This is a genomic window from Actinomadura sp. 6N118 (assembly GCF_044326415.1).
In the GTDB taxonomy this organism is placed as follows: domain Bacteria; phylum Actinomycetota; class Actinomycetes; order Streptosporangiales; family Streptosporangiaceae; genus Spirillospora.
The window spans coordinates 95,342-119,803 of sequence record NZ_JBIRAZ010000021.1; the positions used below are offsets into that span (position 1 = coordinate 95,342).

The following is a 24,462-nucleotide window of genomic DNA, read 5'->3' on the forward strand; positions in this document are numbered from 1 at the left end:
GAGCTTCACACCTTGCGGCTCGACCTGGGCCCGTCCAGTCCCCACGAAATGATCTGACTCGGCGTGATCGTGATGATCTCCCGGGACAGGCCCGGCAGCGGCGGCTCGTGATCGGTCAGGGCCACCGCCGAGCCCCGGATCTCGATGCCGCGCGGCGTCCACGGGTCCATCGAGGCCAGGTCGTCCACGACGAGCGACACGGTGCTGCCCTTCTGGACGTTCCTGAATTTCTTGGACGCTCCCAGCGCGCCCCCACCGATTGTGATCGTGCCCGCGGCGGCGTCCACAAAGAAATTCACGGGGTTGTTCTGCACCTGACCACTCGGAGAGGCGGTGGCCAGGCGACCGAGAGGTTGGCTGGTCAGATAGTCAAGTTCCGCCTGTGTGAAGATCATGCGGGCCAGCTTGTCACCCTGACACCGATGTAAGTCAAACGCGGGGCGGGCCCACGCATCTGGCGTCCGAGCGAAACCAAGGTTGCCCGTCCATGCCGGTCAGTTACCGGGTTGGGGGCGGAGTCCGTCGAGGATGAGCTGGGCGATGTGTGCTGAGCGTTTGCGGCTGGTCTCTGCGTTGGCGTGGCGGATCGCGGCGAAGGCGCCGGCGACGAGTGCCATCACCTCGTCGACGGTGAGATCGTGGCGTACGGCGTCGGCAGCGTGCGCGCGCTTGAGCAGATCTGCGACATGGCGTGTGAGGTCTACTGCGACGTCCGGGGCGGCGGTGCGCAAGTCGAACTCGGCGGCCACGAGCGCGCTCTTGACAGCTGCGTTCTCGGCGCCCGAAGCCATCATCCGGGACAGCAACGTGAACAGGGCTGCGGGATCCTCGGTGGCGGCGAGCGCTTCTGCCTCCGCCACGAGCTGTTCCAACGAGTCGATCGCGACAGCGAGGTACAGCGCTTCCTTGGCAGGGAAGTGCCGGTGGACGGTGCCGGGGCCGACCCCCGCGCGGCGAGCTATCTCATCGAGCGAGACACCCAGACCCTCCGTCGCGAACAGCTGCTGCGCGGTCCGCAGCACCCGCTCCCTATTTCGGCGCGCGTCAGCCCGCAACTCGCGGTCACTCCCGTGAGCTGCCGGAGCGGGCTCAGGCGGCTGGCTGGACATGTCGGCATCAGCATAACCGGGGCGCCGCACCGTATACTCTGGATCTGTAACCGGGGCGGCACCCCGCTTATGGGTCGCGCTGCTCAGCATGGCCCGATTCACCAGCCACGAGGAGACCACGCCGATGACCACACGCGACGACGCGATCGCACTCGTGCGGCGGATGCACGAGTGCTTCAACACGCGGCAGTTCGACCAGGCCGCCGACCTGCATGCGCCCGATTTCTTCAGCCATCCGCTCGGCACCACCGGGTTCGAGGCAGGGAGGGACGCCTGGCGCAAGCTCGTTTCCCAATTCCCCGACGTGCGCGTCGTCGCCGACGACATCCTGGTTGACGGCGACAGAGTGGCCGTCCGCTCGTCCGTACAGGGAATCGCGCCCCCGGACGGCGACGCGCAGCCAACGCTCATGGAGATCTTCCGCATCGCCGATGGCCGCTTCGCGGAGGCGTGGGGCGTCACCGAGGGCCCAGATCCACGTCTCGGCTAAGGCCAAGAGGCGCCTTCAGCCCTCAGATGATTCGGTGGAACGGAACGTGCAGTTGTTGTTGCTGGAGGCCGGGCAGGGTCTGGGGCCGGGCGGGTCATGAGATTGCGAGCGCTTGGGCCAGGGCCATGCCGCAGTACGCGGCGCCCAGCCCGGCGGTGATGGAGACGGCGGCGTTGAGGACGGCGTAAGTACGGGCGCCGTCTTCGGCCAGCCGCAGCGTCTCGTAGCCGAAGGTGGAGTAGGTGGTCAGCGCGCCGCAGAACCCGGTCCCGGCCAGCGCCATCGCCCCGTGGCCAGCCGGAAGGGCGGCCAGGAAACCCAGCAGCGCCGACCCAGCGATGTTGACGGTGAAGGTGCCCCACGGAAACAGGCTGTCGTGGCGGGCCTGCATCATCCGGTCCGCCAGGTAACGCAGCGGCGCCCCGATCGCGGCGCCGACCGCGACCAGCAGCACCGTTCCCGCACTCACCGCCCACCTCCCGGCGTGCTGGGGCCATCAGCCGACCCGTCGGCGGGGCGGCCGACGTAGCGGATCACCTCGACCGGGTCGATGATGACCAGCCCTTCGGTGACCAACTCGTCCAGCTGCGGCAGGAACGCGCGGACCTTGTCGGCGGCGTCGACGATGACGATCGCCAATGGCAGGTCTTGAGACAGCGACAGGATGCGGCTGGTGTGAATGCGGCTGGAGGCGCCATAGCCCTCGATGCCGCGGATCACGCTGGCGCCCGCCAGCCCTGCGGCATGCGCCCGGCGCACGATCTCGTGGTAGAGCGGTTTGTGATGCCAGCTGTCGCTCTCCCCAACGAAGATCGTCAGCCGGAGCGCGGACCCTTCCAGCTTCATGACCGCCCCCTCCCCTCACGGTGGCGCCTGAGCGGGCGGGCCAGCAGCCGGGTCAGATGCACCCCCGCATATACCGCCACCAGCGCTCCGGCCAGGGTCGCGGCCAGGTAGATCAGGCCGGTCGGGGCGGCGCCGGCCTGTACGGCCTGCTGGGCCTCGACGATGGCGGTGGAGAACGTGGTGAACCCGCCCAGTACCCCTACGCCCAGGAACGGGCGGACCAGCCGGTGCGCCTGCCACAGCTCGGTGATCGCCACCATCAGGATGCCGATCAGCAGGCACCCCGACACATTGATGCCCCAGGTCGCCCAGGCGAAGGCGTCCGGCGGATGCGGGAACGCGGTGCTGATGCCGTAGCGGGCCAGCGCCCCGAGCACCCCGCCGGCCGAGATCGCGCCCAGGGTGCTCCACGGCGCCCGCCGCAGTTCCCACCGCTGCCGGGGCACCGACAGATCAACATCGGGATCCACCGCCTCAGCGGTGTGCGCGCCTGTCTCCGACATCACATTCTCCCTACCGGCATGACGAGGTCATCGGTAGGGACCGTTGGCGACCTGCCGGAACAAGCCGCAGTTACCCCACCTACACGGACCGAGCCCGCAGACGGGGGGCGGTGGGCCCCACCACCGCAACCTCCCCCGACGATCACGCCAGAGGGTCAGGCCCAGGATATTCCATGAGGGCGACTCCGCAGCGACCAGGCCGATCTGGCCCAGCCGGGCCGCACTTGGCTACGGCACGGCCGCGTACGCAGCGGTCACAGGTGCGACGCCGGGGCCGTGCCGGTGACGCTGGTGGTGGCGGAGGCGCACCCACAGCCCGAACGCGAACTGCCAGCTCGGCTGCTGGCCTTGGTGCTGGACTTGGTGGAGCCGCATTGGCCTGCGCAGCTGGTACGGCGGGTGGTGCGGCGGGCGGCCAGCAGCAGCACCGCGGCCGCCGCGACCGCCAGCGCGATGGCGACCAGAGGCAGCTTGTCGGCTAGGAGCGCCGCGGCGCCGCCGCTGAGCACTCCGGTGCCGATCAGGACCGGTAGCGCGCAGCAGGCCACGCACGCCGCCCCGGCCAGCACCCCCAGCCCGGCCCCGCTCTTGGCCAGCCGTTTCTGGCCCGGTGGTTGCTGCGTGGTCTTCGGCTGCGTTGTCTTCACGGTTGCTCTCCAGGGTCGGGGCGGGCCAGGTCGGCGAACGGCAGCGGGCAGCACTGGGTGGTGGCGCACTCCATCAGGTCGGTGCAGCCGGCGTCGATGGTCTGGCTCAGTGCGGCGCCGATGACCCGCAGGTCGGCGATGCGCTGCTCGACCTCGATCAGCTTCATCCGGGCCCGCTCACCCAGCGCCGTATCGGCTGCGCCGGGCCGGGGATGGCGGTGGCGGGTGGTCTCCAGCAGGTCGGCGACCTCCTCCAGGGTGAATCCCAGCCGCTGCGCCGCCTTGATCACCCGCAGCACCGTCACCGTTTCGGGCGGGTAGGCGCGATGCCCACCGGGGCTGCGGTGCGGCTCGGCGATCAGCCCGCGGCGCTCGTAGTAGCGCAGCGTCTGGATGTTGACCCCGGCCCGCTGGGCGACCTGCCCGGTACGCAGCCCCGCCGCACCGGCCCACACCGGCCCGCCGCCGGACACATCCCCGGGCTCTGCGCCGGGCTTGTCGCCGGTCATGCCGGTGCTCCGGTGCGGGTGCCCTGCAGCGGCAGCCCAGCCTGCGCCCAGTCCTGCTTGCCGCCGACGTACACCCGCACGTCCTGGTAACCCATCCGTACCAGCGCCGCAGCGGCGATCCGGGGCCGGTTGCAATAGGGGCCCGAGCAATACACCACCACCGGCGCCGCCCGGTCCGGCGCCGCCACCGCGGCCACCTGGGCGGTCACCCGGTCCGGCGCGTTGCGCGCCCCGGGCAGGTGTTCGGCGTCGTAGGCATCGGCCGGCAACGCCTCCACCAGCTGCACGCCCCCGCGCTCCAGCAAGGCCAGCAGTTCCTGGCGCTCAATACGGTCCATCACCCCTCCATCCCCCTGCACAGACGATGCGCCGCTACTTACGCCGGTGCGGCCGCGGTCTGGGTGCGCTGCTGCAGCGCGTCCAGCACCTCGGCGTGCGCGTCGGGCACCTGCGCGGCCAGCGTCATCACCCCGTCGGCGACGGTGAAGGTGAAAAACGAGCAGCACCCGTTCTCGCGCGCCGCCAACCCTGCGGCCTGGGCCGCGACCTCGGGAGAGAACTCCAGATCCCAACTCAGCCGGGTCCGGTCGATGCGCGTCACCCCCTGCACCGCACCGGCGAAGAAGGCGTCGAACTCGGCCACCCGCAGCGGCTGCTGCGCCGTCGGCAGCGTGCACGCCGACGGCACCCACCCCAGATTCTCAACGCCGAGCTCGCCTCGGCCGGCCTGGTCAGCCGTGCCCGTTGTGTTCTGCGTCAGTTCCATGTCTTCGACGGTAAGCCTGCACCCCGGTACCGGATGCAAGCCCTCAACCTCAACAAACTTCGCAGTGCTCATCGGGGCGGGGTCTGGGTGAACCGGCAGTGGCCGGCGCGGCAGTCGCGCAGGCCCGCCACGGCGGCGTCGCGTGCCTTGGACAACTGGGCCATCTTGGCTTCGAGTCGTTCCACCACCGCCTCCAGCCGCCACCGCTCGCTGTCACAGGTGGCCCCGCCCGCGTCGTGCGCGGCCAGCGCGTCGACCACCTCGTCCAACGTCAGGCCCAGCTCCTGCAGCCCCTTGGCCAGTCGGATCCGCTCCACCACCCCGGCGTCGAAGATCCGGTACCCCGACGGGCGGCGCTCGGCCGCGGGCACCACCCCGCGCCGCTCGTAAAAGCGCACCGTGTCCACGCTCACCCCAGCCTGGCGGGCGACCTCCCCGATCCTCAACTGCCCTCACCCCTTGACTCTGGACTATGGTCCAGACTCTAGAGTCTGGGATGTGGCCGCCACAAGGCACCACCACCCCCTCTTGGCAAAGGAGTCTTGATGGACATCCCGCCCGCATCCACCCCCGTTGTCTGCGACATGACCAGCGCCACCGACACCCCCCAGCAACGTCTGGACGCCTACCAGCGGCTGTTCGGCCAGTACCTGGTAGGCCGCGAGAAGACCACCCAGGGCATCCGGTTCCGGCTGCGCAACCAACCCGGCGTCGAGGACCAGGTACGCCAGCTGGCCGCGCGGGAGAAGGCCTGCTGCGCCTTCTTCGCCTTCGACATCCGCACCGACGGCGACCAGGTCATCTGGGACTGCGCGGTCAGCGACAACGACACCGCACGCGCACTATTGGCCGAGTACTACCTGCTCCCCGAAACCGCCGCTCAGACCCCCGACCAGCTCGGCGACCACCTGGCCGCCAAGGGCCTGCGCTTCATCACCGAACCGGGCGGCACCGTGCACCAGATCATCCATCAGCCCACCTGACCCTGGCGCCTCCTCCGGTCGGCGGCCCGTCTGCCGGGCAGGCGGGCCGCCCTCGCCCGGCGGTAACCATCCCAGTCCCCTCGGCGGCCCGCCGGTCAAGCGTGCGCGGGGTCGTGAAAGGGCCGCAGTCCAGCGGCGGTGCCAGCGCGGGTGAAGGCGTGGCGGCCCAGGAAGTTGATGTGCTCGTAGGCGATGGGCGAGAGCCGGGCGCACATGGCGCCGGTGGCGGGGAACCCGCCCTGGGTGGCGAACGCCTCCCACCGTGCGACGAACGTGGGGTCATGGTGGGTCAGCGCCCGCTCGATGCCGGTGAGCCGGTGCCTGAACCAGCGCGGTGAGATCCGGGTGAATTTGCTGAACATGATGATCTGAACCCATCACCGCCTTCGTGGTTTGTCCACCCGAGGGCGCGGCGCGGCCAGGTGGTGGACGGATCGGGTCATCGGTGGCGGGCACCGCCGTCAGGCAGGTCGTCCATCGGGCGATCCTTACCACCGACGTCGTTGCCCTCGCCGTTGTCCTGGTCGTCGTTGTCCTGGTCGTCGCGCTGGTGGTGGGACCGGGCCACGAGACTGCCGCGAGGCCCGGGAACCTCCTGGGGCCCGGTGTGGTCGGTGGCGCGGCGAGCGGCGCGGCGTGCCTGCGCGGCGCGCAGGGTGTGGGCCGCCGGTTCGGCGGTGCGGGCCAGCAGCGGCCCCGCGACGGCGAGGATGAGGACATAGGCCGCGGCCAGGGGCCCTAGTTTGGGGTTGATCCCGGCGGATACGGCCAGCCCGGCGATGACGATGTTGAACTCGCCGCGGGGCACTAGGGCGGCGCCGGCGCGGATCCGGCCGGTGACGGCGACGCCCGCGCGGCGGGCGGCCAGCCACCCGGTGCCCAGCTTGGTGGCGATGCCCGCGACGGCCAGCAGCGCGGCGACGCCCAGCACCGGCGGTAGGGCGGCGGGGTCGGTGTGCAGGCCGAAGAAGACGAAGAACACCGCCGCGAACAGATCGCGCAGCGGTGCCAGCAGGTCGCGGGCGGTGTGCGCGAGCGGACCCGACAGGGCGATGCCGACGAGGAACGCGCCGACGGCGGCCGAGACCTGCAACTGCTGGGCGAGCCCGGCGACCAGCAGGGTCAGCCCCAGCACCTTCAGCAGCAGCACCTCGTCGCTCGGGCTGGTCACGAACCGTTCCACCAGCCGCCCGTGCTTGAGTGCGATGAACAGGATCGCCGCGATCGTGGCGGCGGCGATGCCCAGCGTGGTGGCGCCTGCGGCCAGGGAGGCTCCGGCCAGGACAGCGGTGAGGATGGGCAGGTAGGCGGCCATGGCCAGGTCTTCGAACACCAGGATCGACAACACCGCCGGGGTCTCCCGGTTGCCCAGCCAGCCCAGGTCGCCCATCACCTTGGCGGTGATGCCCGAGGAGGTGACGTAGGTGATGCCGCCGAGCGCGACGGCGGCCACCGGCCCCCATCCCAGCAGGACGGCTGCCAGCACACCGGGGGCGGCATTGAGCACCAGGTCCGCGACGCCGGCGGGCGCGGAGGTGCGCAGGGTGCCCACCAGCTCGGAGGCGGTGTATTCCAGGCCGAGGGTGAACAGCAGCAAGATCACCCCGACCTCGGCGCCGATCGCAACGAAGTCCTCGCTAGCGCCCAGCGGCAGGATCCCACCCGACCCGAACGCCAGCCCGGCCACCAGGTACAGCGGGATCGCGGAGATGGAGAACCGCTGCGCGATCGCGCCCAGCAGGCCGAGCGCGAGAATGATCGCGCCGAGCTCGATCAGTTGTGTAGCGCCGTGCATGCCCGCATCACCCGCTGGAGAAGATGTCGGCGACCGCCGCGGTACCGTCGCCGGTGCCGACCGCCACCACCACGTCGTCGGTGGCGAACACGAAGTCCGGGCGAGGGCTGGCGATCACTTCGCCGTGCCGTACGACGGCCACGATCGAGGCGCCGGTGCGGGTGCGGGCGCGCGTGTCGGCCAGCGGCCGCCCCGCATACGGGGATCCGGCGGGAACTGGGATCTGCTCGGTCACCAGGCCCTCCACCTGGCGGTGCAGCTCGGCCAGCCGCTCCACCACCCGGTCGCTCTCCAGCAGCTCGGCGAGCCCGTTGGCCTCCTCACCGGTCAGCTCCACCGACACCACACAGCTGTCAGGGTCTTCCTTGTCATAGATCACCACGTCGCGGCGGCCGGTGCGATGCGACACCACACCCAGCTGACGACCCCGCCTGGTGGTGAACATGTGACGCAGCCCGATCCCCGGCAACGATGTCCGCTCGACGTCCATGACCTCTCCCGCTTACCTTCACGCGCCACCCGGGAACCCGTCGTTCCCAGCTCAAATGCCGCATACCGCCCGCCAGTCACCCGGCGCGTCATGATCCCAGAACCGCGGCGCCGCCTGCCAATCAGAGCCCCACCCGCCACGCAGGTTCAACGGAAGCTGTTGACCGCCGGCGCGATGGTGAGATCGTGAACCCGTGGCAGCTCCCCGCCGAACGCGCCACCGCGAGCAAGCCGCGCCGGCCACGCCGACCGCCCGGCCACCCCAGCCTGCGGCCGACCCGTCGGAGCCGTTCGACCCGTGGGCCGCCACCTACGACACCAGCCTGCTCCAACAGGCGCTCTACCAACCGGTCCACCAAGCCGTACTGCAGCACGCCCACCGGCACGCTCCCGACCCAGGCCGGATCCTGGACGTCGGCTGCGGCACCGGCCGCCTCCTGCACGCCGCCGCCCACACCTACCCGCACGCAGCCCTGATCGGCACCGACCCCTCCACCCAGATGATCCGCTGCGCCGCGGCCAGACCCCCCGGCCGCACCACCGCCGTCACCGCCAGGATCGGGTTCGTGCGCGCCCGCGCCGAAGCACTCCCCTTCCCCGACGCCACCTTCGACCTGATAGTGAGCACCCTGTCCCTGCGGCACTGGCACAACCGGCGGCAAGGCCTCACCGAAATCGGACGCATCACCACCACCCGCACCGGCATCATCGTCATCGCCGACGTACTGCAACCGCCGCCCGGCCACTCAGCCCAGCAGCGACCGCATCCCCGCCGATGGCTACCGCCTGCACCCCACCGCGGCGGCCAGGTGCTCCTGCCCGCCGACCTGGACCGCTCTCTCACCGCGGCCGGACTGCGACCAGAGCACATCGAACCGATCCACCTGGCCATACCGATGACCACCACCACCCTCATCGTCGCCCGTCTACACCGCTAGAGCTGACACATCGCCATCACCCCCCGGACCTGCCAGATACCGCCCGAGCCGCTCGCCTCACCTGCGTGAATAGCTGCGCATCGCGGCGGCCGAGCCGTCGGCCCGGCACTCCATCCGACCTGCTGAACCCAGCAAGGTGGTGGGCGTCAGGCGGCCGTGAGGTCGAGGCGGGTCCATGTCCAGGCCGCAATTGCGTCAGCGACTGCACCTGCTCGACCACACCCACAAGAACCCGATGAACCGCACTCGGAGTCGGTGCCCAGGTGCAGGCTTAGATTTGCGGCACGCGGACCCCGGTGCAGTGGTGTCAGCCCCCAACAGCAAGATCGCATGTTTGAGAACAGAAGCTGAGACTGAGTGGGGCCATGTACGCCAAGCGGGCGGCACCCCTCGTGAGGATGGGTGCCGCTCGCCGCTGGGGTGGACGTTGCTGCTGTTGAATCAGCGACTCGGCCGCCTTTGGTTGATCACCCGGTTGCGGAGGGCGGCAACGTTCCTGTTGGCCGTCTTGGTGTTCTTGGCGTCGGGCACCATGGATGTCTAGGAGCCGCACAGCGCGAGGACGTGCAGCTGCGCGTGTTCACCCCCGGAGGTGCCGTTGGCGAACCACCCGATCTGGCCGTTGTCCACCGGAGTCGACACCGACAGCTGCGCATGGGCTGCCGATGCGGAACCGTCCTGCGTGAAATGCGCTCCTCCGGAGATGGGTAGGAAGCCCGCCGGGCAGTGTGCGTAGCCTTGGGCCCTCCCGACGGCCCCCGGGCGCTCCGGGACGACGGGATAGATCTCTTCCACCAGTCGGGTAGAGGTCGACTGGAACGCGCACCGGGTGGTGACGACCAGCGTGTCGGTGAAGGTGTTGTTCAGCGCACTGACTGTCCAGCCCCTTCCATCCAGAGTGGGGGTGCTGGCGCTGAGGAAGAACTGGTCCGCACTGACGGCGCCGTTGCGTGTCCTGAAGTAGCCACCGCCTCCGAACGCGCGCATTCCGGCAGGACAGGTCTTGGTCGCCGTCCATTCTCCGGTTGTGGAGTGGGCATGCTGCTCACGCGTGCCGACCGTCGTGCCGGCGAACTGCTCGGTCGGCGCGCAAGTGGCGTTGGCGACTATCGACTGGCCGGTGTTGCCGTTGACTGCGTGCGCGCTCACCACCCCACCGTCGTAGTTCGGCCCGGGCGTGATGCTGTACAACCCTTCGGCCAGGCCGCCCACAGAGACGGCCGCCTTGCCGGCTGGACACGACACGGGGACACTCACATCACCTGTCAGCGGGATCCTCCCCGAAGCGTATTCCTGGGTGAAGGTGCTGGGCACCAGCGCACCGAAGGTGCTGGGCGTGGCGGCGGTGGCGGGGGGCACGACGGAGAGCACCCCCATCACAGCCACCGCCATCAACATGGCTGTTCGTCGGATATTCATTGCACATTCCTCTTCCTGCTCGAAATCACAGTTGGGCGCGTTGGTTTGCCAGTCCGGGTCAGCCGGGTGGAGCCGCAGCCACGAGGGTGGCTTCGGCTGCACGTGGGCCCTTCGGTCACACGACGGACGTTCGCCGCTGGTACCACCCTGAGTCGCCTTCGGGCCACCGGGCATCCGTGCCCGCCACGGGGACCGGTGCTTCCGTGGTGGCCACGGATGCCCCCAGTCCGCGCCGACGCACACGCTTCACCCACAGGTCCATCGGGGGACCTGCACAAAGAGCGGAGAAGCTCATGACCACCGCAACCGGCACTCCGGCGATCGACCTCCCGGCGATCGACGAGGCCAAACTCCAGGCCTTCGTCGGGCAGGCGGTCGTCGACATGGGGGCCGCCATCTCCGGGCTGCTGCTTCACCTCGGCGACCGGCTGGGCCTCTACAAGGCGATGGCCGGCGCCGGCCCGATCACCTCGGCCCTGCTGGCGCAACGCACCGGCACCACCGAGCGCTATGTCCGTGAATGGCTCGGCAACCAGGCAGCCGGCGGCTACGTCGTCTACGACCCGGCCGCCGGCACCTACGAGCTGCCGGCCGAGCAGGCCATGGTCGTCGCGAACGAGGACAGTCCGGTCTTCCTCGGCGGCGCCTTCGAGGCCATCGCCTCCTGCTACGCAGACCACGATGTGCTGGCCGAGGCGTTCCGTACGGGGGCGGGTGTCGGCTGGGACGCGCACGACCACCGGCTGTTCTCCGGCATCGTGCGGCTCTTCCGTCCCTCCTACGCCGCCCACCTCGTCGAGGAATGGCTGCCGGCGCTGGACGGCGTGGTCGAGAAGCTGCGCTCAGGGGCGAGCGTGGCCGACGTGGGGTGCGGGCTCGGCGCGTCCACGCTCATCATGGCTCAGGCGTTCGAGCGGTCGACGTTCGCGGGCTTCGACCTCCACGACGTCTCCATCGAGGCCGCCCGCACGGCCGCGCGGGAGGCCGGCCTGCACCAGCGGGCGAAGTTCGACGTCGCGTCCGGGAAGGACTTCCCCGGCCAGGGCTACGACCTGGTGTGCCTGTTCGACGCCCTGCACGACATGGGCGACCCGGTCGGGGCGGCTCGTCGCATCCGAGGGTCGCTGGCTCCGGACGGCACGCTGTTGCTGGTAGAGCCGAACGCGGGCGACACGCTGGAGCAGAACCTGAACCCGGTCGGACGGACCTACTACGGCCTGTCCACCGTGATCTGCACGCCGGGCTCGCTGGCCCAGGAGGTCGGGCTGGGACTGGGCGCGCAGGCGGGTGAACGCCGGCTGACCGAGGTGCTGCGCGAGGCCGGGTTCAGCCACGTGCGGCGGGTGGCCGAGACCCCGTTCAACATCATTCTGGAGGCCAGGCCATGACCGTCGCACCCATCCCCGCCAGCTCGGACTCACCTTGGGCCCGCTGCTCTCCGCCGAGGAACACGAGCGTGCGGGCCCACTGATAGCGGCACCCGGCATCGGCGAAGGCAGCGGCCGCGACGTTCAAACCGTCGCGGTCGCCGCCTCGTACGGTCATGGCCGCCGCGCGATCGACGATCGCGGTGGCGATCAAGTTGCCCGCCGTCGCCACGCGTGCGCGCCGGAGGCGTCCGGCGGCGTCCTCGTGCCCGGACAGGACAGCGGCCTCGGCCCACAGCGCGGCGTTCCAGGCACGCCATGCGGCGTTGTACCACTCCTTCAGCTGCTCTGGGGGTGTGTCCAGCACCCCCACCGCGTCCCGCGGTAGACCGCGGTGCAGCAGGAGCAGGGCGTCGAAGAACTCGCCATAACCGAAACCCGCGAGCGAGCGGTCCGGCGTTTGCAGGGCGTCGACGAGGTCCAGCCACTCCGCACGGGCGTCGTCGTCCCCACGCAGCCCGTGGACCGTCGCGGCCGCGTACGCGCCGCGGCCGAGGTTGCTCGCACGGGGCCGACCGGCCCGGTCCCAACCTTCCCGGAACCGCTCCGCCAACGTGACCGTCTCGTGCCAGTCACCCGCGAGCGCCGTGACGACGAGCAGCCGAACGGTCGCCAGGTGGCCCTCTTCCCCGTGGAAGGGCAGGTCCCGCAGGCGCTCGGCGTGTCGCCTCGCGGCCCGCAGGTCGCCGGCGGCGACGGCGCAGTCGGAGGCCATGGTGAACCCGTCGAAGAACTCCAGCCCGGTGATGGCCGTCACCAGCAGCGGGGCCATCAGCTCGGTGCGCCGCGATGCGCTGGCCGCCGCGGCGCCGACCTCGCCGCGAACCGTGTGTATCGCGGTGAGCTGGTCGAGCGCGGCACTCTCGATCAGCGGGTCGCCGATGCGGCGGGCCAGGGTGAGCGCGCGCTCGACGAGTTCGGCGGTGGCCGGATCGGCGGTCACGCCGTTGAACGCCTCGGCGGTGAGCAGCCGCGCCTGCGCGGCCAGGTCGCCGCCGGCCAGCTCCCACCCTTCAGCGATCAGCGCCTCCACCTGCCCGGCCACCGGACCGGCGGCCATCAACCCCGGGCCACGGGTGATCAGCTCCGCGTTCCGGGCCAGGTCGGTCGCCGCGCCGGCCCGGTCACCCGCTCGTAGCGCCGCGTCCGCCGCGGCCCTGCGCAGCCGCAGTGCCTCGGTACCGAACTGCCGGGATTCCGCGGCGCCCGCCGCGGCGCGCAGGGCGTCGGCGGCCGTCCTGTCGTCGTCGGCCAGCTCGGCCGCCTGCTGGTAACGCCGCTGCGACTCCCCGGGCATGCCCCGGGTGAAGGTCAGCTCGGCCAGTCCGATCGCCAGCCGGTAGGCGTCGGGACGCCGTCCGGCAGCACCGGCCGCCCAGGCCAGGGCGGCTCGCAGCTCGTCGGCGAGCCGGTCGAACGCCGCCCGCCAAGAACCGGTGGGCTCGCGTGAGGCGGCCTGGAGATCCGCGCTCTCACCCAGACACCACATGAGGTGGCGCGAAAGCGCCTCGTCCGACTCGCCCGCGTCTTCGAGTCGGTCCACCCCGTACTGGCGAACGGTCTCCAAGGCGCGGTAGCCCGTCCCACTCGGATCAGGGATCGCCAGCAGCAGGCTCTGGTCGGCGAGGCCGGCCAGGATGGTCGCGATGGCGCCGGTCGGCACCGGCGGCCAGCCGGCCAGAACCGTCGCGGCGGCGCCGGCGGTGAACGAGCCGGCGAAGACCGAGATCCGGCGCAGCACCGCCTGGTCGGGTCCGGGCAGCAGCGCATGACTCCAGTCGAGCGTCGAACGCAGCGATCGGTGCCGGTCATCGACCCGCGGTCCGCCGGTCAGCAGCCGCAGCCGGTCGGCAAGCCCGGCCTCCAGCCCGTCGAGACCGAGCGACGCATAGCGGGCGGCGGCCAGTTCGATCGCCAGCGCCATGCCGTCCAGGCCCCGGCAGATGGCGGCGACGCGCTTCTCTTCGCCGGATCTGAGCCGGCTTCCACCGGCAGCGACCCGTCCAAGGAACAGCTCGACCGCGTCACCGGGGCCGCCGTGGTCGGCTTCGACGGACATCCCGGGCACCGGGAACACCCCTTCGAAGGGCACCAGCAGCCTGGACCGGCTGGTGGCCAGCACCACCAGCCGGGGGCTGCCGGCGAGGAGCCGTTCCAGCAGGACGACCACGCCGTCCAGCAGGTGCTCGCAGTTGTCCAGTACGAGCAGCGCTTCCCGACCCGCCAGCCAGCCCAGGACGTTGTCCGCCGCCGATCGGCTCTGGCTCTCCCCGAGGCCGAGCGCGTCCGCGATCGCCGGTGCGATCATCACCGGATCGGTCACCGGCACCAGATTGACGTACCAGACGCCGTCGCTGAACCGGCCACTCACGTCGGCGGCGACGCTCAGGGCCAGGCGGGTCTTGCCGACCCCGCCCGGGCCGACGGCCGTGACCAGCCGGTGCTCGTGCAGCGCCCGGGTCAGCGCCGCCTGCTCGGCCACCCGCCCCACGAACGGCGTCAACGGCGACGGCAGCATCGCGACCACGGGCGGCGCACCCCGCACGCCCGCCGGATCGGAGCGCAAGTTCACCGAAAGCGCGGCCAGCGCGCGGCGATCATCCACCCGTAGCTTGCGCAGCAACGACGAGACGTGACTCTCCACGGTGCGGATGGAGATGAACAGCCGAGCGCCGATCTCGGCGTTGGTCAGATGTTCGCCGAGAGCGGCCAGGACCTCCGCCTCACGGGCCGAAATGCCTACTGCGGGTGATGTCCCCTCATTGGCCATGTTCCGATTGTGCACACGCTAGGGATTCCTGCGATCCACACTAACCCTGCGCTCCCGATCCTCTGCTCCAACGACAGGGCGAAACGGGATGGGTGTGGTTACATGAAGAACGGCGTGGAGTACTTCTACCATTTGCGCGCGCATGGTCAACTTCGAACGCCTCGGAACTCGCAGACAACGGACACGGACGGGGTGGCGAGGTGGCGGGTCGCTGCCTTCCGGTGTCCTGATTCGCTGCTGACTCGGCAGAGCAAGTGACCGCAGTGGTCCGGCAAACCGTCCCCAGCTCATACAAGGACGGCCCGCCGGTCCACCGCAACGCGCTCGGGCGGCGCTGGGGCACCTCTGTCGTCCTGAAATGCCGCACCACAATCCCCGCCTGATCAAGTGGGCCCAGTTGTCCGATGAGGAATTCCGAGCATGCTGCGGCTGCGTGGCCGGGTTCAAATTTGACTGGCGCTGAGGCGGTCGGCCTTGTCGAGGTGGTCGCGTAGGTCAAGGAGCTCCCAGCGCTGCAGGGTGAGCGGCACGTTGCCCTCCCGCCAGAGCCTGTCGTGGAATCGCTGGAGGTCGAAGGCACCGCCGTCTCGTTCCATGCAGGCCACGAGCAGGTCAAGGATCTGGAGATTGCCGGTCAGATAGCCGAGACCAAGGCCGGGGTGGCTGGCGAAGTAGACCGCCTCCAACCAAGCCGTCTCCTCGTCCATGGGCACGGCTGTCGCGAGCCGGGCGGCGGCCTGGTCGAGGGTGAGGTCGCCCAGCGCGAGGGAGAGATCGATCTCGACGCGCAGGGCTTTGAGCCGCATGGCGTTGACCACGAAGAGCTCGGTGTGAGGCGAGTCGTCGAAGTAGCCGATCTGCAGCATGAGCACTTCGTTGTAGAAGGCGATGCCCTCGTTGGGCACGGAATCGTAGAAGTGCCGGCGCAACGGGTCGGGGTGCCGCCACGAGAGGGCGAGTTGCTGGGCGTGGACGCCTTCGTGGGCGATGGTGGTGCGCGGGTCGCGCGCAGCGGCGAGCTGGAAGTACGGCAGGCCGGGGTGCGGATCGGCGACGTACCTTACGGCGTCCCGCGTCGGTGAGGTGGCGTCGTGCTCCACGCCCAGCCAGGTCAGCGGGGCAATGTAGGGCGGCATGGGGGCGTATCGGTAGTGACGAAGGTCGTCTGGCTGGCTGAGGAGACCGTGTTCGGTATAGAAGCGCCGGGTTGCCGACTCGGCGGCTTGCTGGCGTTCGATCAGCTCTGCGGTGTCACGTGGCAACGTCGGGGGCGCCGGGTCACGGTGACGCTGGCGCAGTGCGTTCTCCTCCGAGACCGCTCCCCGCCACTCCTGCCGCGCCATCGCACGCAGGTCTGTGGCCGAGTACGGCAGGAGGGCGATGCGGTGCAGCAGGAACGCCAATGTGTCCGGCCCGGCGGCGATCGCGCTGGTGAAGACCGGCAGATGATCGGTCAGCCAGTCACTGAAGCCCTCTACCGCGTTGGCTGCCGCGTCGAGGGCCAGGCGCAGCGCGTCCGCCTGCGGTTCGGGGAGCAGTGGCGCCAACGCGGTCATCGACTCCCGGAGCGCATCAGTGGCGGTGCCGAGCTGCCGGAGTGCGTACTGCGCGAACGGCGCGACGGCGTGCCCGGCCAGGTTGTCGCAGCCTTGTCGCAGGATGTCGGGCACCCGCTCCAGGCAGCCCACGATCGCCGCCGCGCGATGCTGGTCGAAGGGCGGCGGCGCCAGCAGCAGGTTGTAGATCGGGACGAGAGCCTGATCGATGTAAAAGCATGGGTTGCGCTGCCAACTGCGCAGCAGGTCCAGCTCCCAGTGCACCCGATCGAGGGCCGACCGCAGCAGCCGCCCATCTACCTGTACCGCAGTCGGCGCATCGGACAGGTCGAGAGCCTGCTGGCGGCCGGTGAACTCCCGCAGCGTACGGCGCCGTGCGGCGATCGCATCGGCGGACCAGTCGGGCACCCAGCCGTGCGGACGCTGTACCCGTGGCAGGTCGTCGTAGGAGTCGGGCGCCGTGGCCGCGCGCCACGTCCAGAACTCCTCACCCAGATCCTCCAGGTCTTTTCGAGCTTGCTGCGTCATTTCTCCGTCTCCGGTTCGAGTGCCGGTTGCCGCCGTTGCCGGTACGCGCGGATCTTGACCCGGTTCCCGCACAGTTGGGGCGAGCACCAGCGTCCCCGTCCCGGCCGGGACCGGTCGAAGAAGATCCACTGGCAGTCGTCGGCCGGGCACATCTTCAACCGTGCCCAAAGCCCGCGGGCGGACAGCTCCACGGCCGTGATCAAGACCCGGGTCAACGCGGCACTGACTCCCGTGTCCGCGGGGACCAGGCGAATGCCGGTGCCTTGCCCGGCCGACGCGATGAGCGGGAACTCGGTGAGCAGCGCGCCGTTGCCCAGGAAGAGCTGCGAGGTGCCGTCCTGTGGCGAGGCGTCGTCCTGTGGCCAGGTGTCGTCAGGTGGCGAGGCGTTGTCAGGTGGCGAGGCGTCGTCCTGTGGCGAGGCGCCGTCTTGTGGCGAGGTGTCGTCCTGTGGCGAGGCGTCGTCAGGTGGCGTGGTGCCACCCGGGGTCGACTGCCGGGTGCTGTCGCGCAGGATCGAGCGCAGCCGCTGTGCGCGTTCGAGGTCAGCCGCGTCGGCCGCGTCGGCCGCGTCGTGCGCGTCAGCCGGTCCCTGCGTCGTGAGCAGTTGATGCTCGCGCAGCCACCGCTCAAGTGCCTCCGGGCTCTCCCATGCGTCGTGGCTTCGCATCCGCTGTCCGTGGACGCGATACTCGCGCAAGTCGAGCGTGTTGACGAACGCGTGGACCAGCGCGACGTCGGCGGGAAGCCCTGTGACGTCCTCAGGATCGGCAGGAGGGACCACCAAGGGAATCTCCCCTACCTGTCTGCGGACGATCGTGAGATGTCGCCGTCGAGCTTGCGGTAGGCATCCTTGACCCGGATCCGGTCGCCGACGAACTCGTAGAGATCGCACCCATGGACGTGCACGACCGTGCCATCGGCCGCGACGTGGGAGTACGACCACTGGGATGCCCCGCGTTCACCAGCGATGAACGCCAGGCCACCGTGGGCCTCGGCGCCACGATCGTAGGCGAGCATGAGCTCGAAGCCGCGGCGCACCTCCGCGCGTCCGCGGAAGACGGTGCCCGGCTCGGTGCCCACCGAGGCGCGGAACTCGCAGTCCTCGGTCATGAACGACATGAGCCGATCCACATCCTTGGCCCGCCACGCCGCCCCGAACTCAGACAGCCGATCCGTCGTCATCACTTCGGTCGAAGCGCTCATGGAATCTCACACCTTTCCGGTGAACGTCGCGTGCAGATAGGCGTCCAGATCGGGGCCGCCGGGATTGGCGAGAACATGGCGCAGCCAGGCCCGCCGCTCGAAGTCGACGACCTCCAACTCCCACACGCAGCCGATCGCCTCGGACGCGTGAGGAACGAGTGCATCCGGTTCCTCAAGCGGTGCCGAGAACATGCGCTGGTGTAGCTCGTTCTCCGCCGCCCACCAGTCAACGAGGACGAAACAGCGGTCACCGGCGTCATGAACGACGCAGAATCCCACGCCATAGCGATCCGGCCCCTCATCCTCGCGTCGCCAGGCGGGAGCCGGCAGTGCCTGCCCAGCCCTGTGGATGCCCGCTTCGACCAGGCTCGGCCGCGGCCTCTCACCCTTCCAAGCGATGCCGTACACCTTCACCTGCCAGCCGGCCACCTCGTGCACGCCGAGGCTTCCGATGACGCGCGGCCTGTGCAACCCGCTCAAGAGGATCATAGGTCTGACACTAGTTAAACGATTAAAAGGTGTCAACGCCTGCTTGGGGCCCGAGATGCATGCTTGGGGCCCCGAGATGCATGCTTGGGGCTCTGAGATGCGTGCTTGGGGCTCTGAGATCTGACCGTCACCCCAGCGGACGGGCCTCGATTAGCGGTGGCCTTGCGGCGGATTCCGCTAACCGAGGCTGGTCCGCAACGGTCATCCTGGTTTACTGCTCGGGCTGGTAGACCAGGATGACCAGGCCGGAGCTGAACGTCTTGCTCTCCAGCAGCTTCAGCTTCGCCTTCGACTCACGCCTGAACAGCGGCTCACCCTCACCGACGATGAGGGGGTGCACCCACAGGTGCTGCTCGTCGAGCAGCCCGGCCTGCGACAGCGCGTCGGTCAGCTGCCCGTGGCCGTAGATGATGATGTCGCGGCCCGGCTGCTGCTTGAGCTTGGTGACCTCCTCGACGAGGTCCTTGCCCCTGATGATGGTGGAGGTGCCCCAGATGTCGGCCTTCTCCAGGGTGTCGCTGACCACGTAATGGTGCATGCCGTTGATCCGGTCGGAGAACTCGTCGCTGGGCCTGGTCGGCCAGACCGACGCGAACCCCTCGTAGGTGAGCCGCCCCGCCAGCAGGGCGTCCGACCTGCGCATCAGGTCCAGGGCGTACTGCATGGCATCGTCCGTCCGGTAGTCGAACGACCAGTTCTGCGGCTCGTCGATGTAGCCGTCGAGCGTGCTGTAGGTCGAAGCGATGACTTTCCTCATTGTTCTCTCCATTGGTAGTCGTTTCTGGCGTCCCGCAGCGCGCGGGCCCACCATGACAGCTGGTCAAGCGTGATTCCGGCCGCCGCATGGCAGCTCGCGCCCCGTTTGGGCCAGGAGCCGTCGGCGTCGAAGAGATCCCAGTAGCAGGGCAGGCTGACCGGCTCGGTGACGGCCACCGCCCGCAGCTCGGCGAAGATCTCACGGAGCTGGGTGACCGCGTGCAGGCCGCCCGACTCTCTGCCGTACGACACGAAGGCGACCGGTTTGGCCTGCCACTCCGCGTAGTACCAGTCGATGGCGGTCTTGAGCGGTGCGGGGAAGCTGTGGTTGTACTCGGGGGTCACCACCACGAAGCCGTCCGCCGCGGCCAGCCGCGGAGCCAGCGCCCGCACCTCGGCAGGCAGCTCCTCGTCCTCGTCGGTGAGGACCTCGGGCAGCCGCGCCTCGGCCAGATCGACGACGTCGACCTCCAGCTCCCTTCGCCTGCGGGCCTGGGCGGCGAACCACTCGGCCACCGTCGGGCCGAACCTGCCGCTTCTGGTGCTACCGATGATCACCGCCACCCGCAGCCGTTCGTTGCTTGCCATGTGACTACTGTGCTGGGCGGCCCTTACCGTTTCCTTCCACCGCACTTACCGCTCCGGCATAGGGTGACGGTCATGCGTTTTGGGGTGCTTGGTCCGCTGACGGTGTGGGACGCGGATGGCGTGCCCGTCACGATCCGTGGGCTGAAGGTCCGCACGCTCCTGGCCAACCTGCTCCTGAACGAGGGCCGCCCGGTGTCGGCCGACCGGCTGGTCGACGACCTGTGGGGAGACGACGCCCCCGCCAATCCATCGGCCACGCTGCAGGTCAGGGTCTCGCAGCTGCGCAAGGCGCTGGGCGATCGGAACCTGGTGGCGCACCGGCCCACGGGCTACCTGCTGCAGGTGGAGGCGGACGCCGTGGACGCGCGCCGGTTCACCGAGCTCACCAAGCAGGCCCAAGCGGCGAAAGACCCGGGAACGAGGGCCGCGCTGCTGGCCGACGCGCTGGCCCTGTGGCGGGGCCCGGCGTTCGCCGATTTCGCCGACGAGGAGTTCGCCAGGGCGGCGATCGCCCGGCTGGAGGAGCAGCGCCTGAACGCCGTGGAAGCGCATGCCGAGGCCCGGCTGCAGCTGGGAGAACACGCCCTGCTCGCCGGGGAGCTGGCCGACCTGGTGGCGCGGCATCCGCTGCGTGAGCGGCTGCGTGCCGTACACCTGAAGGCCCTGTATCGGGCCGGACGGCAGAGCGAGGCGCTGGACAGCTACGCCGACCTGCGCGAACGGCTCGGCGAGGAGCTCGGCCTGGACCCCAGCCCCGAGCTGGCCGAGTTACAGCGGGCCATCCTCGCCCAGGACCCTGACCTCGCTCCAGCGGTGCGGCACGCCACCAACCTGCCCGCTCCGCTCACCGAGCTGATCGGACGGGACGAGTCATTGGCCGCGGTATCCGCACAGCTCAGGACGAATCGGCTGGTGACGCTCTGCGGGTCCGGCGGGGTGGGCAAGACGCGGCTGGCCGTGGAGACGGCGGGTCGGCTGGTCTCCGCCCACGCCGACGGTGTCTGGCTGGTCGAGCTGGCCTCCATGCCCCGGTCCGGCGAGGTGGCCGAGCTCGTGATGGCGGTCATGGAGATCCGCGACCCGGGCGGCGAGCCGCTCTCGGCACGCGACCGGCTGGCGCGTGCGCTGCGCAACCGGCGGGTGCTGCTGGTGCTGGACAACTGCGAGCACGTCGTGGAACAGGTGGCGGACCTGGCGGAGGCGTTGCTGCGGGCCGCGCCGGAACTCCGAATCCTGGCGACGAGCAGGGAGCCGCTGGCGCTGCCTGGCGAGGTGGTGTGGAACGTGCCGCCGCTGGAGCAGGACAGCGCGGTCCGGTTGTTCGCGGCCAGGGCGGCGGCCGCGCAGAGCGATTTCCGGCTCGACGACTCGACCGCCCCCGCCGTCTCGTTGCTGTGCAGGCGGCTGGACGGGATCCCGCTGGCGCTGGAGCTGGCCGCCACCAGGGTGCGGGCGCTGGGCGTGGACGGCCTGGTGGCCCGGCTGGACGACCGCTTCAGGCTGCTGGCGACCGGGCATCGGGGTGCGCCTCCCCGCCAGAAGACGCTGACCGCCATGATCGACTGGAGCTGGGAGCTGCTGACCGGGGAGGAGCGGCTCGTGCTGCGCCGCCTGGCCGTACACGCCGACGGGTGCGTCCTGGAGGCGGCCGAGGCCGTGTGCCCCGGCGACGGCGTGGCCGCCGAGGACGTCCTCGACCTGCTCGCCCGCCTCGTCGACAGGTCGCTGGTGGCCAGGGCGGGTAACCGCTTCCGCCTGCTGGAGTCCGTCGCCGCCTACTGCGTGGAACGCATGCGAGAGGCGGGCGACCTGGATGAGGTACGGCACCGCCACCATGCTTATTACACCGATCTCGCTGAACGAGCCGCCTCCCACCTCTACGGCCCCGACCAGCGCCAGTGGCTTGGCCTGCTCGATGCGGAGGCCGCCAACTTCCGCGCCGTCGTGGACGGTGCTCACCCGGAGCTGGCCCTCCGTCTCGCCAATGCCCTCACCTGGTACTGGTACCTCCGCGGCCGCCTGACCGAAGCCGGTCGCTCACTCGAAACCGCCCTCACCGCAGCGGGTGGCGGGGTGCGGTCTGTGGCGATGGCGTGGCTCATGGGCATCGCCGTTCTGAAGGGCGGGAGTGCCGAGTGGGTGGCACGCCGGGAGCAGGCAGCGGAGGTGTTCGCCGGAGAGCTGGGCGAGCGGGCCAGGGCGGCGTGGTTCCTGGCCTTCGCGCTGGTGAACCTGGGTGAGATGGAAGCCGCTGAAGACCTGCTCGACAGGGCTCTGGAGTCCCTGCGCACCGCGGGCGACCGGTGGGGCGAGGCGGCGGCGCTGAACACTCGCGCCCAGTTCGCGCACGTACGCGGCGACCTGACCGTACTCGAGCGGGCAGCGACCAGAAGCGCGGAGCTGTTCGCCGAGATTGGCGACCGATGGGGTCAGCTGCAGGCATCGGGCTGGCTGGGCGGCCTGGCAGAACTGACCGGCGACAACGACCGCGCCGCCAGGCTGCACGTGAAAGGTGTGCACATGGCGGAGGAGCTGGGCCTGTGGCCGGAGCTCAGCGGTCAACTCGCCTGGCTCGGCTGGACCCACGTGCAACTGGGCGACTACGCGAAGGCCTGGAAGCTGTCCGAGCGCGCCTTTCGCCTCGCCACCGAACAGGACTACGCGCTCGGCGAGATCCTCGCCGAGATCGGCCTCGGCTACGCCGCCCGCAGGCAGGGCGAGCTCGATCTCGCCGAGGAACACCTCGGCAACCTGGTACGGCGGGCGAAGTCAGGAGGCGGCGCCGAGCCCCTGTACCTCTCGATGGTCCTGGTCGAACTGGGCTTCACCGCCGAGGAACGCGGCGACGCCGAGGCCGCCCGCGCCCTGCACCTGGAGGCGTACAGCGCGGCGTGCAAGCTCGACTCCCCGCGCAGCGTGGTCGCCGCCGCGGAGGGCCTGGCCGGGGCCATGGCCCTCGCGGGCGCCCACGCCCACGCCGCCCGGCTCCTCGGTGCGGCGGCTGCGTCCCGCGAGGCCACCGCCCTCCCGCAGTCCCCAGCGGAACGTGCCGACGCCGACAGAATCGCCGCAACCTGCCGCCAGTTCCTAGGCGAAGAGGTCTTCACCACCGAATACACCGCCGGCCGCCACCAGACCCTAGACGAGACGATCACATAAGCACGTCGTCATGGCCCCGCGACGGTTCAGCCGGTCCCGCCTACCGCCACGCACGAGAACGGATCAGTTGGCGTGCGTGCGCAGGCGCTCCGCGACGTTCCGTGCCAGGCCGAGCACCAGGGCTCGCTCCTGGTCACCCGGCGGGGTGTGCGTGCGCGCTGACACGTCAACCAGCACGTTCGAGTCCCGGAACTTGACGTGCAGGTCGTAGATCTCAGTGACGGCAAAGATCTTGATCACGGTTTTGTCGGTGGTGGAGTAGGCCCGTTCCGCCACGCTGACCGGCCGCACCCCGTCCTGGCCCTTGTTCCGGACGGCGTTACGGTGCCAGATGTCCAGGTCGTGGTCCGCCTCCTTCTCGGCGGACTGGCGCCCATCGTGCGTCATGGTCTTGGCGTGGATCCGCACTGTGCGGAACGGGCGGTCCTGCTTGGACGGGACGCTGCTCCATTTGCATTGGGACGCCATATTGCCTTCGTCTCCCAAGTCCAGGAACGTCTTGGGCCGCGAGTCTCCCGATTCCCGCGCGCCGTTCCGCACCAGGGGCGCCAGCGTTTCGGTGGACGGCATGAGGGTGCACGCGTCGATCGGGTCGTACCGGCCTTTGGAGGTGAACACCCCCAGGGACCACGCGGCCGTCACCGTACAGCCGCCGAACGCCAGCACACACACCAGCCCCAGGCCGAGGACCAGGCGACGCCGTTTCACAAAACGCTCCCGTGGAGAAATCCGGCACCGGTGAAATCGACCAGCATATGCATAACAAGAGGTCGGGCCCGAACAGTTGACTAGAGCACGGCGCGCAAGCATGAAAACTGCCAAATATGGCCGCTTCACTGCCATGGGCAGGTGGCTTCGTGGAGAACGCTCAATGCGGGGGCGCGGATGCCGATGTCCGGGACAGCGCTGGGGCCAGCCAGCGGTTGAGGAGGGCGCGGAGCCGGGCTTCGTCCTGCGGCGGCTCGCTCGGGTGCTGCAGCAGCGACGTCAGGAGTCGCATGATGATCTCGGCGAGGCCGTTGAGGTCGTCCTCACCGATGCCGGCGGCGGCCCAGTCGACGGGGTAGCGCTGCAGCATCTCGGCGCCGTAGGCGATGGTGTCCCTGGTGGTGGCGCCGCGGCCGAAGGCGGTGGTGTCTCCGAGTTGCAGCAGGAGGCTCAGCCGTGGCTCGGTGGGGATGGTCCGTACGCAGAAGACCATGCCTTCGACCACGGCTTCGGCCGGATCGGTGATCCCGTGCAGGTGCGCGATCAGAAGCTCGACGAACGACTCGGCGCCCTGGGCAGCCACCTCGCCGATGATGTCGCTGATGCGGCCGAAGTGGCGGTAGACGGTCTGGCGGGTCACGCCGAGCTCGCCGGCGACGTCGGACAGGGTCGTCTTCGTGACGCCGTGCCTGTCGATGCAGCGGACGGTCGCGTCGATGATGCGCTGCCGGGCCTCGGCGTCCGATGCGGGCGGCCGCCCTCCCCAGCCGTGGTGCCCCATGG

At 70.0% G+C, this 24,462-nt stretch carries 28 protein-coding genes; 5 read left to right on the forward strand and 23 right to left on the reverse strand.

All coding sequences use genetic code 11. The features are described from left to right. Positions 1 to 5: 5 nt before the first annotated feature. Both ACH34W_RS41090 and ACH34W_RS41095 read right to left on the reverse strand, forming a co-directional pair. The gene (locus tag ACH34W_RS41090) at positions 6 to 395 is read right to left on the reverse strand and encodes a PPOX class F420-dependent oxidoreductase (RefSeq protein ID WP_395966611.1); all 390 of its coding nucleotides are present in this window, start codon (positions 393 to 395) and stop codon (positions 6 to 8) included. 99 nt (positions 396 to 494) lie between these two features. Further along, entirely contained in the window at positions 495 to 1,109 is a 615-nt protein-coding gene (locus ACH34W_RS41095) for a TetR/AcrR family transcriptional regulator (RefSeq protein ID WP_395966612.1), read from the reverse strand. Between the two features lie 124 nt (positions 1,110 to 1,233). Between ACH34W_RS41095 and ACH34W_RS41100 the strand changes: the two genes are divergently transcribed. Beyond that, complete coding sequence (locus ACH34W_RS41100) at positions 1,234 to 1,599, forward strand: ester cyclase (protein ID WP_395966613.1); 366 nt, start codon at positions 1,234 to 1,236, stop codon at positions 1,597 to 1,599. 94 nt (positions 1,600 to 1,693) lie between these two features. Here ACH34W_RS41100 and crcB read toward each other — a convergent pair whose 3' ends face one another. From crcB to ACH34W_RS41140, 8 genes are all read right to left on the reverse strand, one after another. Then, entirely contained in the window at positions 1,694 to 2,068 is a 375-nt protein-coding gene (gene crcB, locus ACH34W_RS41105; RefSeq protein WP_395966614.1) for a fluoride efflux transporter CrcB, read from the reverse strand. Beyond that, complete coding sequence (locus tag ACH34W_RS41110; protein ID WP_395966615.1) at positions 2,065 to 2,445, reverse strand: DUF190 domain-containing protein; 381 nt, start codon at positions 2,443 to 2,445, stop codon at positions 2,065 to 2,067. Before ACH34W_RS41110 ends, crcB begins: the two co-directional genes overlap by 4 nt. Continuing rightward, entirely contained in the window at positions 2,442 to 2,948 is a 507-nt protein-coding gene (locus tag ACH34W_RS41115) for a fluoride efflux transporter FluC (protein WP_395966616.1), read from the reverse strand. The genes ACH34W_RS41110 and ACH34W_RS41115 overlap by 4 nt, the downstream gene beginning before the upstream one ends. Positions 2,949 to 3,202: 254 nt before the next feature. Continuing rightward, complete coding sequence (locus ACH34W_RS41120; protein WP_395966617.1) at positions 3,203 to 3,595, reverse strand: hypothetical protein; 393 nt, start codon at positions 3,593 to 3,595, stop codon at positions 3,203 to 3,205. Beyond that, the gene (locus tag ACH34W_RS41125; RefSeq protein ID WP_395966618.1) at positions 3,592 to 4,104 is read right to left on the reverse strand and encodes a MerR family transcriptional regulator; all 513 of its coding nucleotides are present in this window, start codon (positions 4,102 to 4,104) and stop codon (positions 3,592 to 3,594) included. Before ACH34W_RS41125 ends, ACH34W_RS41120 begins: the two co-directional genes overlap by 4 nt. Further along, on the reverse strand, positions 4,101 to 4,442 hold the full coding sequence (locus ACH34W_RS41130; RefSeq protein ID WP_395966619.1) for a rhodanese-like domain-containing protein: 342 nt from the start codon (positions 4,440 to 4,442) through the stop codon (positions 4,101 to 4,103). The genes ACH34W_RS41125 and ACH34W_RS41130 overlap by 4 nt, the downstream gene beginning before the upstream one ends. Positions 4,443 to 4,480: 38 nt before the next feature. Then, a complete protein-coding gene (locus tag ACH34W_RS41135; RefSeq protein WP_395966620.1) occupies positions 4,481 to 4,870 on the reverse strand; it encodes a hypothetical protein in 390 nt (129 codons plus the stop codon). 68 nt (positions 4,871 to 4,938) lie between these two features. Continuing rightward, the gene (locus tag ACH34W_RS41140; protein WP_395966621.1) at positions 4,939 to 5,316 is read right to left on the reverse strand and encodes a MerR family transcriptional regulator; all 378 of its coding nucleotides are present in this window, start codon (positions 5,314 to 5,316) and stop codon (positions 4,939 to 4,941) included. Positions 5,317 to 5,415: 99 nt separating this feature from the next. Between ACH34W_RS41140 and ACH34W_RS41145 the strand changes: the two genes are divergently transcribed. Beyond that, on the forward strand, positions 5,416 to 5,853 hold the full coding sequence (locus ACH34W_RS41145) for a hypothetical protein (RefSeq protein WP_395966622.1): 438 nt from the start codon (positions 5,416 to 5,418) through the stop codon (positions 5,851 to 5,853). A gap of 95 nt (positions 5,854 to 5,948) precedes the next feature. On the opposite strand, the gene ACH34W_RS41150 is transcribed toward ACH34W_RS41145, so the two are convergent. From ACH34W_RS41150 to ACH34W_RS41160, 3 genes are all read right to left on the reverse strand, one after another. Further along, a complete protein-coding gene (locus ACH34W_RS41150; RefSeq protein WP_395966623.1) occupies positions 5,949 to 6,215 on the reverse strand; it encodes a hypothetical protein in 267 nt (88 codons plus the stop codon). A 77-nt stretch (positions 6,216 to 6,292) separates the two neighbouring features. Then, positions 6,293 to 7,648, reverse strand: a complete 1,356-nt coding sequence (locus ACH34W_RS41155) for a cation:proton antiporter (protein WP_395966624.1) — start codon at positions 7,646 to 7,648, stop codon at positions 6,293 to 6,295. Positions 7,649 to 7,655: 7 nt separating this feature from the next. Beyond that, positions 7,656 to 8,138 carry a cation:proton antiporter regulatory subunit gene (locus ACH34W_RS41160; RefSeq protein ID WP_395966626.1) on the reverse strand — a complete coding sequence of 161 codons (483 nt, stop codon included), beginning with the start codon at positions 8,136 to 8,138 and terminating at the stop codon, positions 7,656 to 7,658. 193 nt (positions 8,139 to 8,331) lie between these two features. Here ACH34W_RS41160 and ACH34W_RS41165 point away from each other — a divergent pair, with 193 nt between their 5' ends. Next, positions 8,332 to 9,075, forward strand: a complete 744-nt coding sequence (locus tag ACH34W_RS41165; protein WP_395966627.1) for a class I SAM-dependent methyltransferase — start codon at positions 8,332 to 8,334, stop codon at positions 9,073 to 9,075. Positions 9,076 to 9,615: 540 nt separating this feature from the next. Here ACH34W_RS41165 and ACH34W_RS41170 read toward each other — a convergent pair. Further along, positions 9,616 to 10,596, reverse strand: a complete 981-nt coding sequence (locus tag ACH34W_RS41170) for a hypothetical protein (RefSeq protein ID WP_395966628.1) — start codon at positions 10,594 to 10,596, stop codon at positions 9,616 to 9,618. Between the two features lie 191 nt (positions 10,597 to 10,787). Here ACH34W_RS41170 and ACH34W_RS41175 point away from each other — a divergent pair, with 191 nt between their 5' ends. Continuing rightward, positions 10,788 to 11,882 (forward strand): class I SAM-dependent methyltransferase, encoded by a 1,095-nt coding sequence (locus ACH34W_RS41175; protein ID WP_395966629.1) that lies wholly within the window; start codon positions 10,788 to 10,790, stop codon positions 11,880 to 11,882. Here ACH34W_RS41175 and ACH34W_RS41180 read toward each other — a convergent pair. From ACH34W_RS41180 to ACH34W_RS41210, 7 genes are all read right to left on the reverse strand, one after another. After that, complete coding sequence (locus ACH34W_RS41180) at positions 11,860 to 14,691, reverse strand: ATP-binding protein (RefSeq protein ID WP_395966630.1); 2,832 nt, start codon at positions 14,689 to 14,691, stop codon at positions 11,860 to 11,862. The two genes, ACH34W_RS41175 and ACH34W_RS41180, sit on opposite strands and share 23 nt — an antisense overlap. Before the next feature lie 443 nt (positions 14,692 to 15,134). Then, a complete protein-coding gene (locus tag ACH34W_RS41185; RefSeq protein ID WP_395966631.1) occupies positions 15,135 to 16,775 on the reverse strand; it encodes a DUF885 family protein in 1,641 nt (546 codons plus the stop codon). Continuing rightward, positions 16,772 to 17,557, reverse strand: a complete 786-nt coding sequence (locus ACH34W_RS41190) for a CGNR zinc finger domain-containing protein (protein ID WP_395966739.1) — start codon at positions 17,555 to 17,557, stop codon at positions 16,772 to 16,774. The genes ACH34W_RS41185 and ACH34W_RS41190 overlap by 4 nt, the downstream gene beginning before the upstream one ends. A gap of 14 nt (positions 17,558 to 17,571) precedes the next feature. Continuing rightward, positions 17,572 to 17,979 (reverse strand): nuclear transport factor 2 family protein, encoded by a 408-nt coding sequence (locus tag ACH34W_RS41195; protein ID WP_395966632.1) that lies wholly within the window; start codon positions 17,977 to 17,979, stop codon positions 17,572 to 17,574. Positions 17,980 to 17,985: 6 nt separating this feature from the next. Continuing rightward, positions 17,986 to 18,468 (reverse strand): hypothetical protein, encoded by a 483-nt coding sequence (locus tag ACH34W_RS41200; RefSeq protein ID WP_395966633.1) that lies wholly within the window; start codon positions 18,466 to 18,468, stop codon positions 17,986 to 17,988. 211 nt (positions 18,469 to 18,679) lie between these two features. Beyond that, entirely contained in the window at positions 18,680 to 19,225 is a 546-nt protein-coding gene (locus ACH34W_RS41205; RefSeq protein WP_395966634.1) for a dihydrofolate reductase family protein, read from the reverse strand. Further along, complete coding sequence (locus tag ACH34W_RS41210) at positions 19,222 to 19,812, reverse strand: NADPH-dependent FMN reductase (protein ID WP_395966635.1); 591 nt, start codon at positions 19,810 to 19,812, stop codon at positions 19,222 to 19,224. The genes ACH34W_RS41205 and ACH34W_RS41210 overlap by 4 nt, the downstream gene beginning before the upstream one ends. A gap of 72 nt (positions 19,813 to 19,884) precedes the next feature. Here ACH34W_RS41210 and ACH34W_RS41215 point away from each other — a divergent pair, with 72 nt between their 5' ends. Beyond that, on the forward strand, positions 19,885 to 22,971 hold the full coding sequence (locus tag ACH34W_RS41215; RefSeq protein ID WP_395966636.1) for a BTAD domain-containing putative transcriptional regulator: 3,087 nt from the start codon (positions 19,885 to 19,887) through the stop codon (positions 22,969 to 22,971). Positions 22,972 to 23,034: 63 nt separating this feature from the next. Here ACH34W_RS41215 and ACH34W_RS41220 read toward each other — a convergent pair whose 3' ends face one another. Then, a complete protein-coding gene (locus ACH34W_RS41220) occupies positions 23,035 to 23,679 on the reverse strand; it encodes a hypothetical protein (protein WP_395966637.1) in 645 nt (214 codons plus the stop codon). 160 nt (positions 23,680 to 23,839) lie between these two features. Then, positions 23,840 to 24,460 carry a TetR/AcrR family transcriptional regulator gene (locus ACH34W_RS41225; RefSeq protein ID WP_395966638.1) on the reverse strand — a complete coding sequence of 207 codons (621 nt, stop codon included), beginning with the start codon at positions 24,458 to 24,460 and terminating at the stop codon, positions 23,840 to 23,842. Positions 24,461 to 24,462: the final 2 nt, after the last annotated feature.

Coding starts and splice junctions, on each gene's coding strand:
- ACH34W_RS41090 (WP_395966611.1), bottom strand. CDS start 395: ATGATCTTCACACAGGCGGAACTTGACTATCTGACCAGCCAACCTCTC.
- ACH34W_RS41095 (WP_395966612.1), bottom strand. CDS start 1,109: ATGTCCAGCCAGCCGCCTGAGCCCGCTCCGGCAGCTCACGGGAGTGAC.
- ACH34W_RS41100 (WP_395966613.1), top strand. CDS start 1,234: ATGACCACACGCGACGACGCGATCGCACTCGTGCGGCGGATGCACGAG.
- ACH34W_RS41110 (WP_395966615.1), bottom strand. CDS start 2,445: ATGAAGCTGGAAGGGTCCGCGCTCCGGCTGACGATCTTCGTTGGGGAG.
- ACH34W_RS41115 (WP_395966616.1), bottom strand. CDS start 2,948: ATGTCGGAGACAGGCGCGCACACCGCTGAGGCGGTGGATCCCGATGTT.
- ACH34W_RS41125 (WP_395966618.1), bottom strand. CDS start 4,104: ATGACCGGCGACAAGCCCGGCGCAGAGCCCGGGGATGTGTCCGGCGGC.
- ACH34W_RS41130 (WP_395966619.1), bottom strand. CDS start 4,442: ATGGACCGTATTGAGCGCCAGGAACTGCTGGCCTTGCTGGAGCGCGGG.
- ACH34W_RS41135 (WP_395966620.1), bottom strand. CDS start 4,870: ATGGAACTGACGCAGAACACAACGGGCACGGCTGACCAGGCCGGCCGA.
- ACH34W_RS41145 (WP_395966622.1), top strand. CDS start 5,416: ATGGACATCCCGCCCGCATCCACCCCCGTTGTCTGCGACATGACCAGC.
- ACH34W_RS41150 (WP_395966623.1), bottom strand. CDS start 6,215: ATGTTCAGCAAATTCACCCGGATCTCACCGCGCTGGTTCAGGCACCGG.
- ACH34W_RS41155 (WP_395966624.1), bottom strand. CDS start 7,648: ATGCACGGCGCTACACAACTGATCGAGCTCGGCGCGATCATTCTCGCG.
- ACH34W_RS41160 (WP_395966626.1), bottom strand. CDS start 8,138: ATGGACGTCGAGCGGACATCGTTGCCGGGGATCGGGCTGCGTCACATG.
- ACH34W_RS41175 (WP_395966629.1), top strand. CDS start 10,788: ATGACCACCGCAACCGGCACTCCGGCGATCGACCTCCCGGCGATCGAC.
- ACH34W_RS41180 (WP_395966630.1), bottom strand. CDS start 14,691: ATGGCCAATGAGGGGACATCACCCGCAGTAGGCATTTCGGCCCGTGAG.
- ACH34W_RS41185 (WP_395966631.1), bottom strand. CDS start 16,775: ATGACGCAGCAAGCTCGAAAAGACCTGGAGGATCTGGGTGAGGAGTTC.
- ACH34W_RS41195 (WP_395966632.1), bottom strand. CDS start 17,979: ATGAGCGCTTCGACCGAAGTGATGACGACGGATCGGCTGTCTGAGTTC.
- ACH34W_RS41200 (WP_395966633.1), bottom strand. CDS start 18,468: ATGATCCTCTTGAGCGGGTTGCACAGGCCGCGCGTCATCGGAAGCCTC.
- ACH34W_RS41205 (WP_395966634.1), bottom strand. CDS start 19,225: ATGAGGAAAGTCATCGCTTCGACCTACAGCACGCTCGACGGCTACATC.
- ACH34W_RS41210 (WP_395966635.1), bottom strand. CDS start 19,812: ATGGCAAGCAACGAACGGCTGCGGGTGGCGGTGATCATCGGTAGCACC.
- ACH34W_RS41215 (WP_395966636.1), top strand. CDS start 19,885: ATGCGTTTTGGGGTGCTTGGTCCGCTGACGGTGTGGGACGCGGATGGC.
- ACH34W_RS41225 (WP_395966638.1), bottom strand. CDS start 24,460: ATGGGGCACCACGGCTGGGGAGGGCGGCCGCCCGCATCGGACGCCGAG.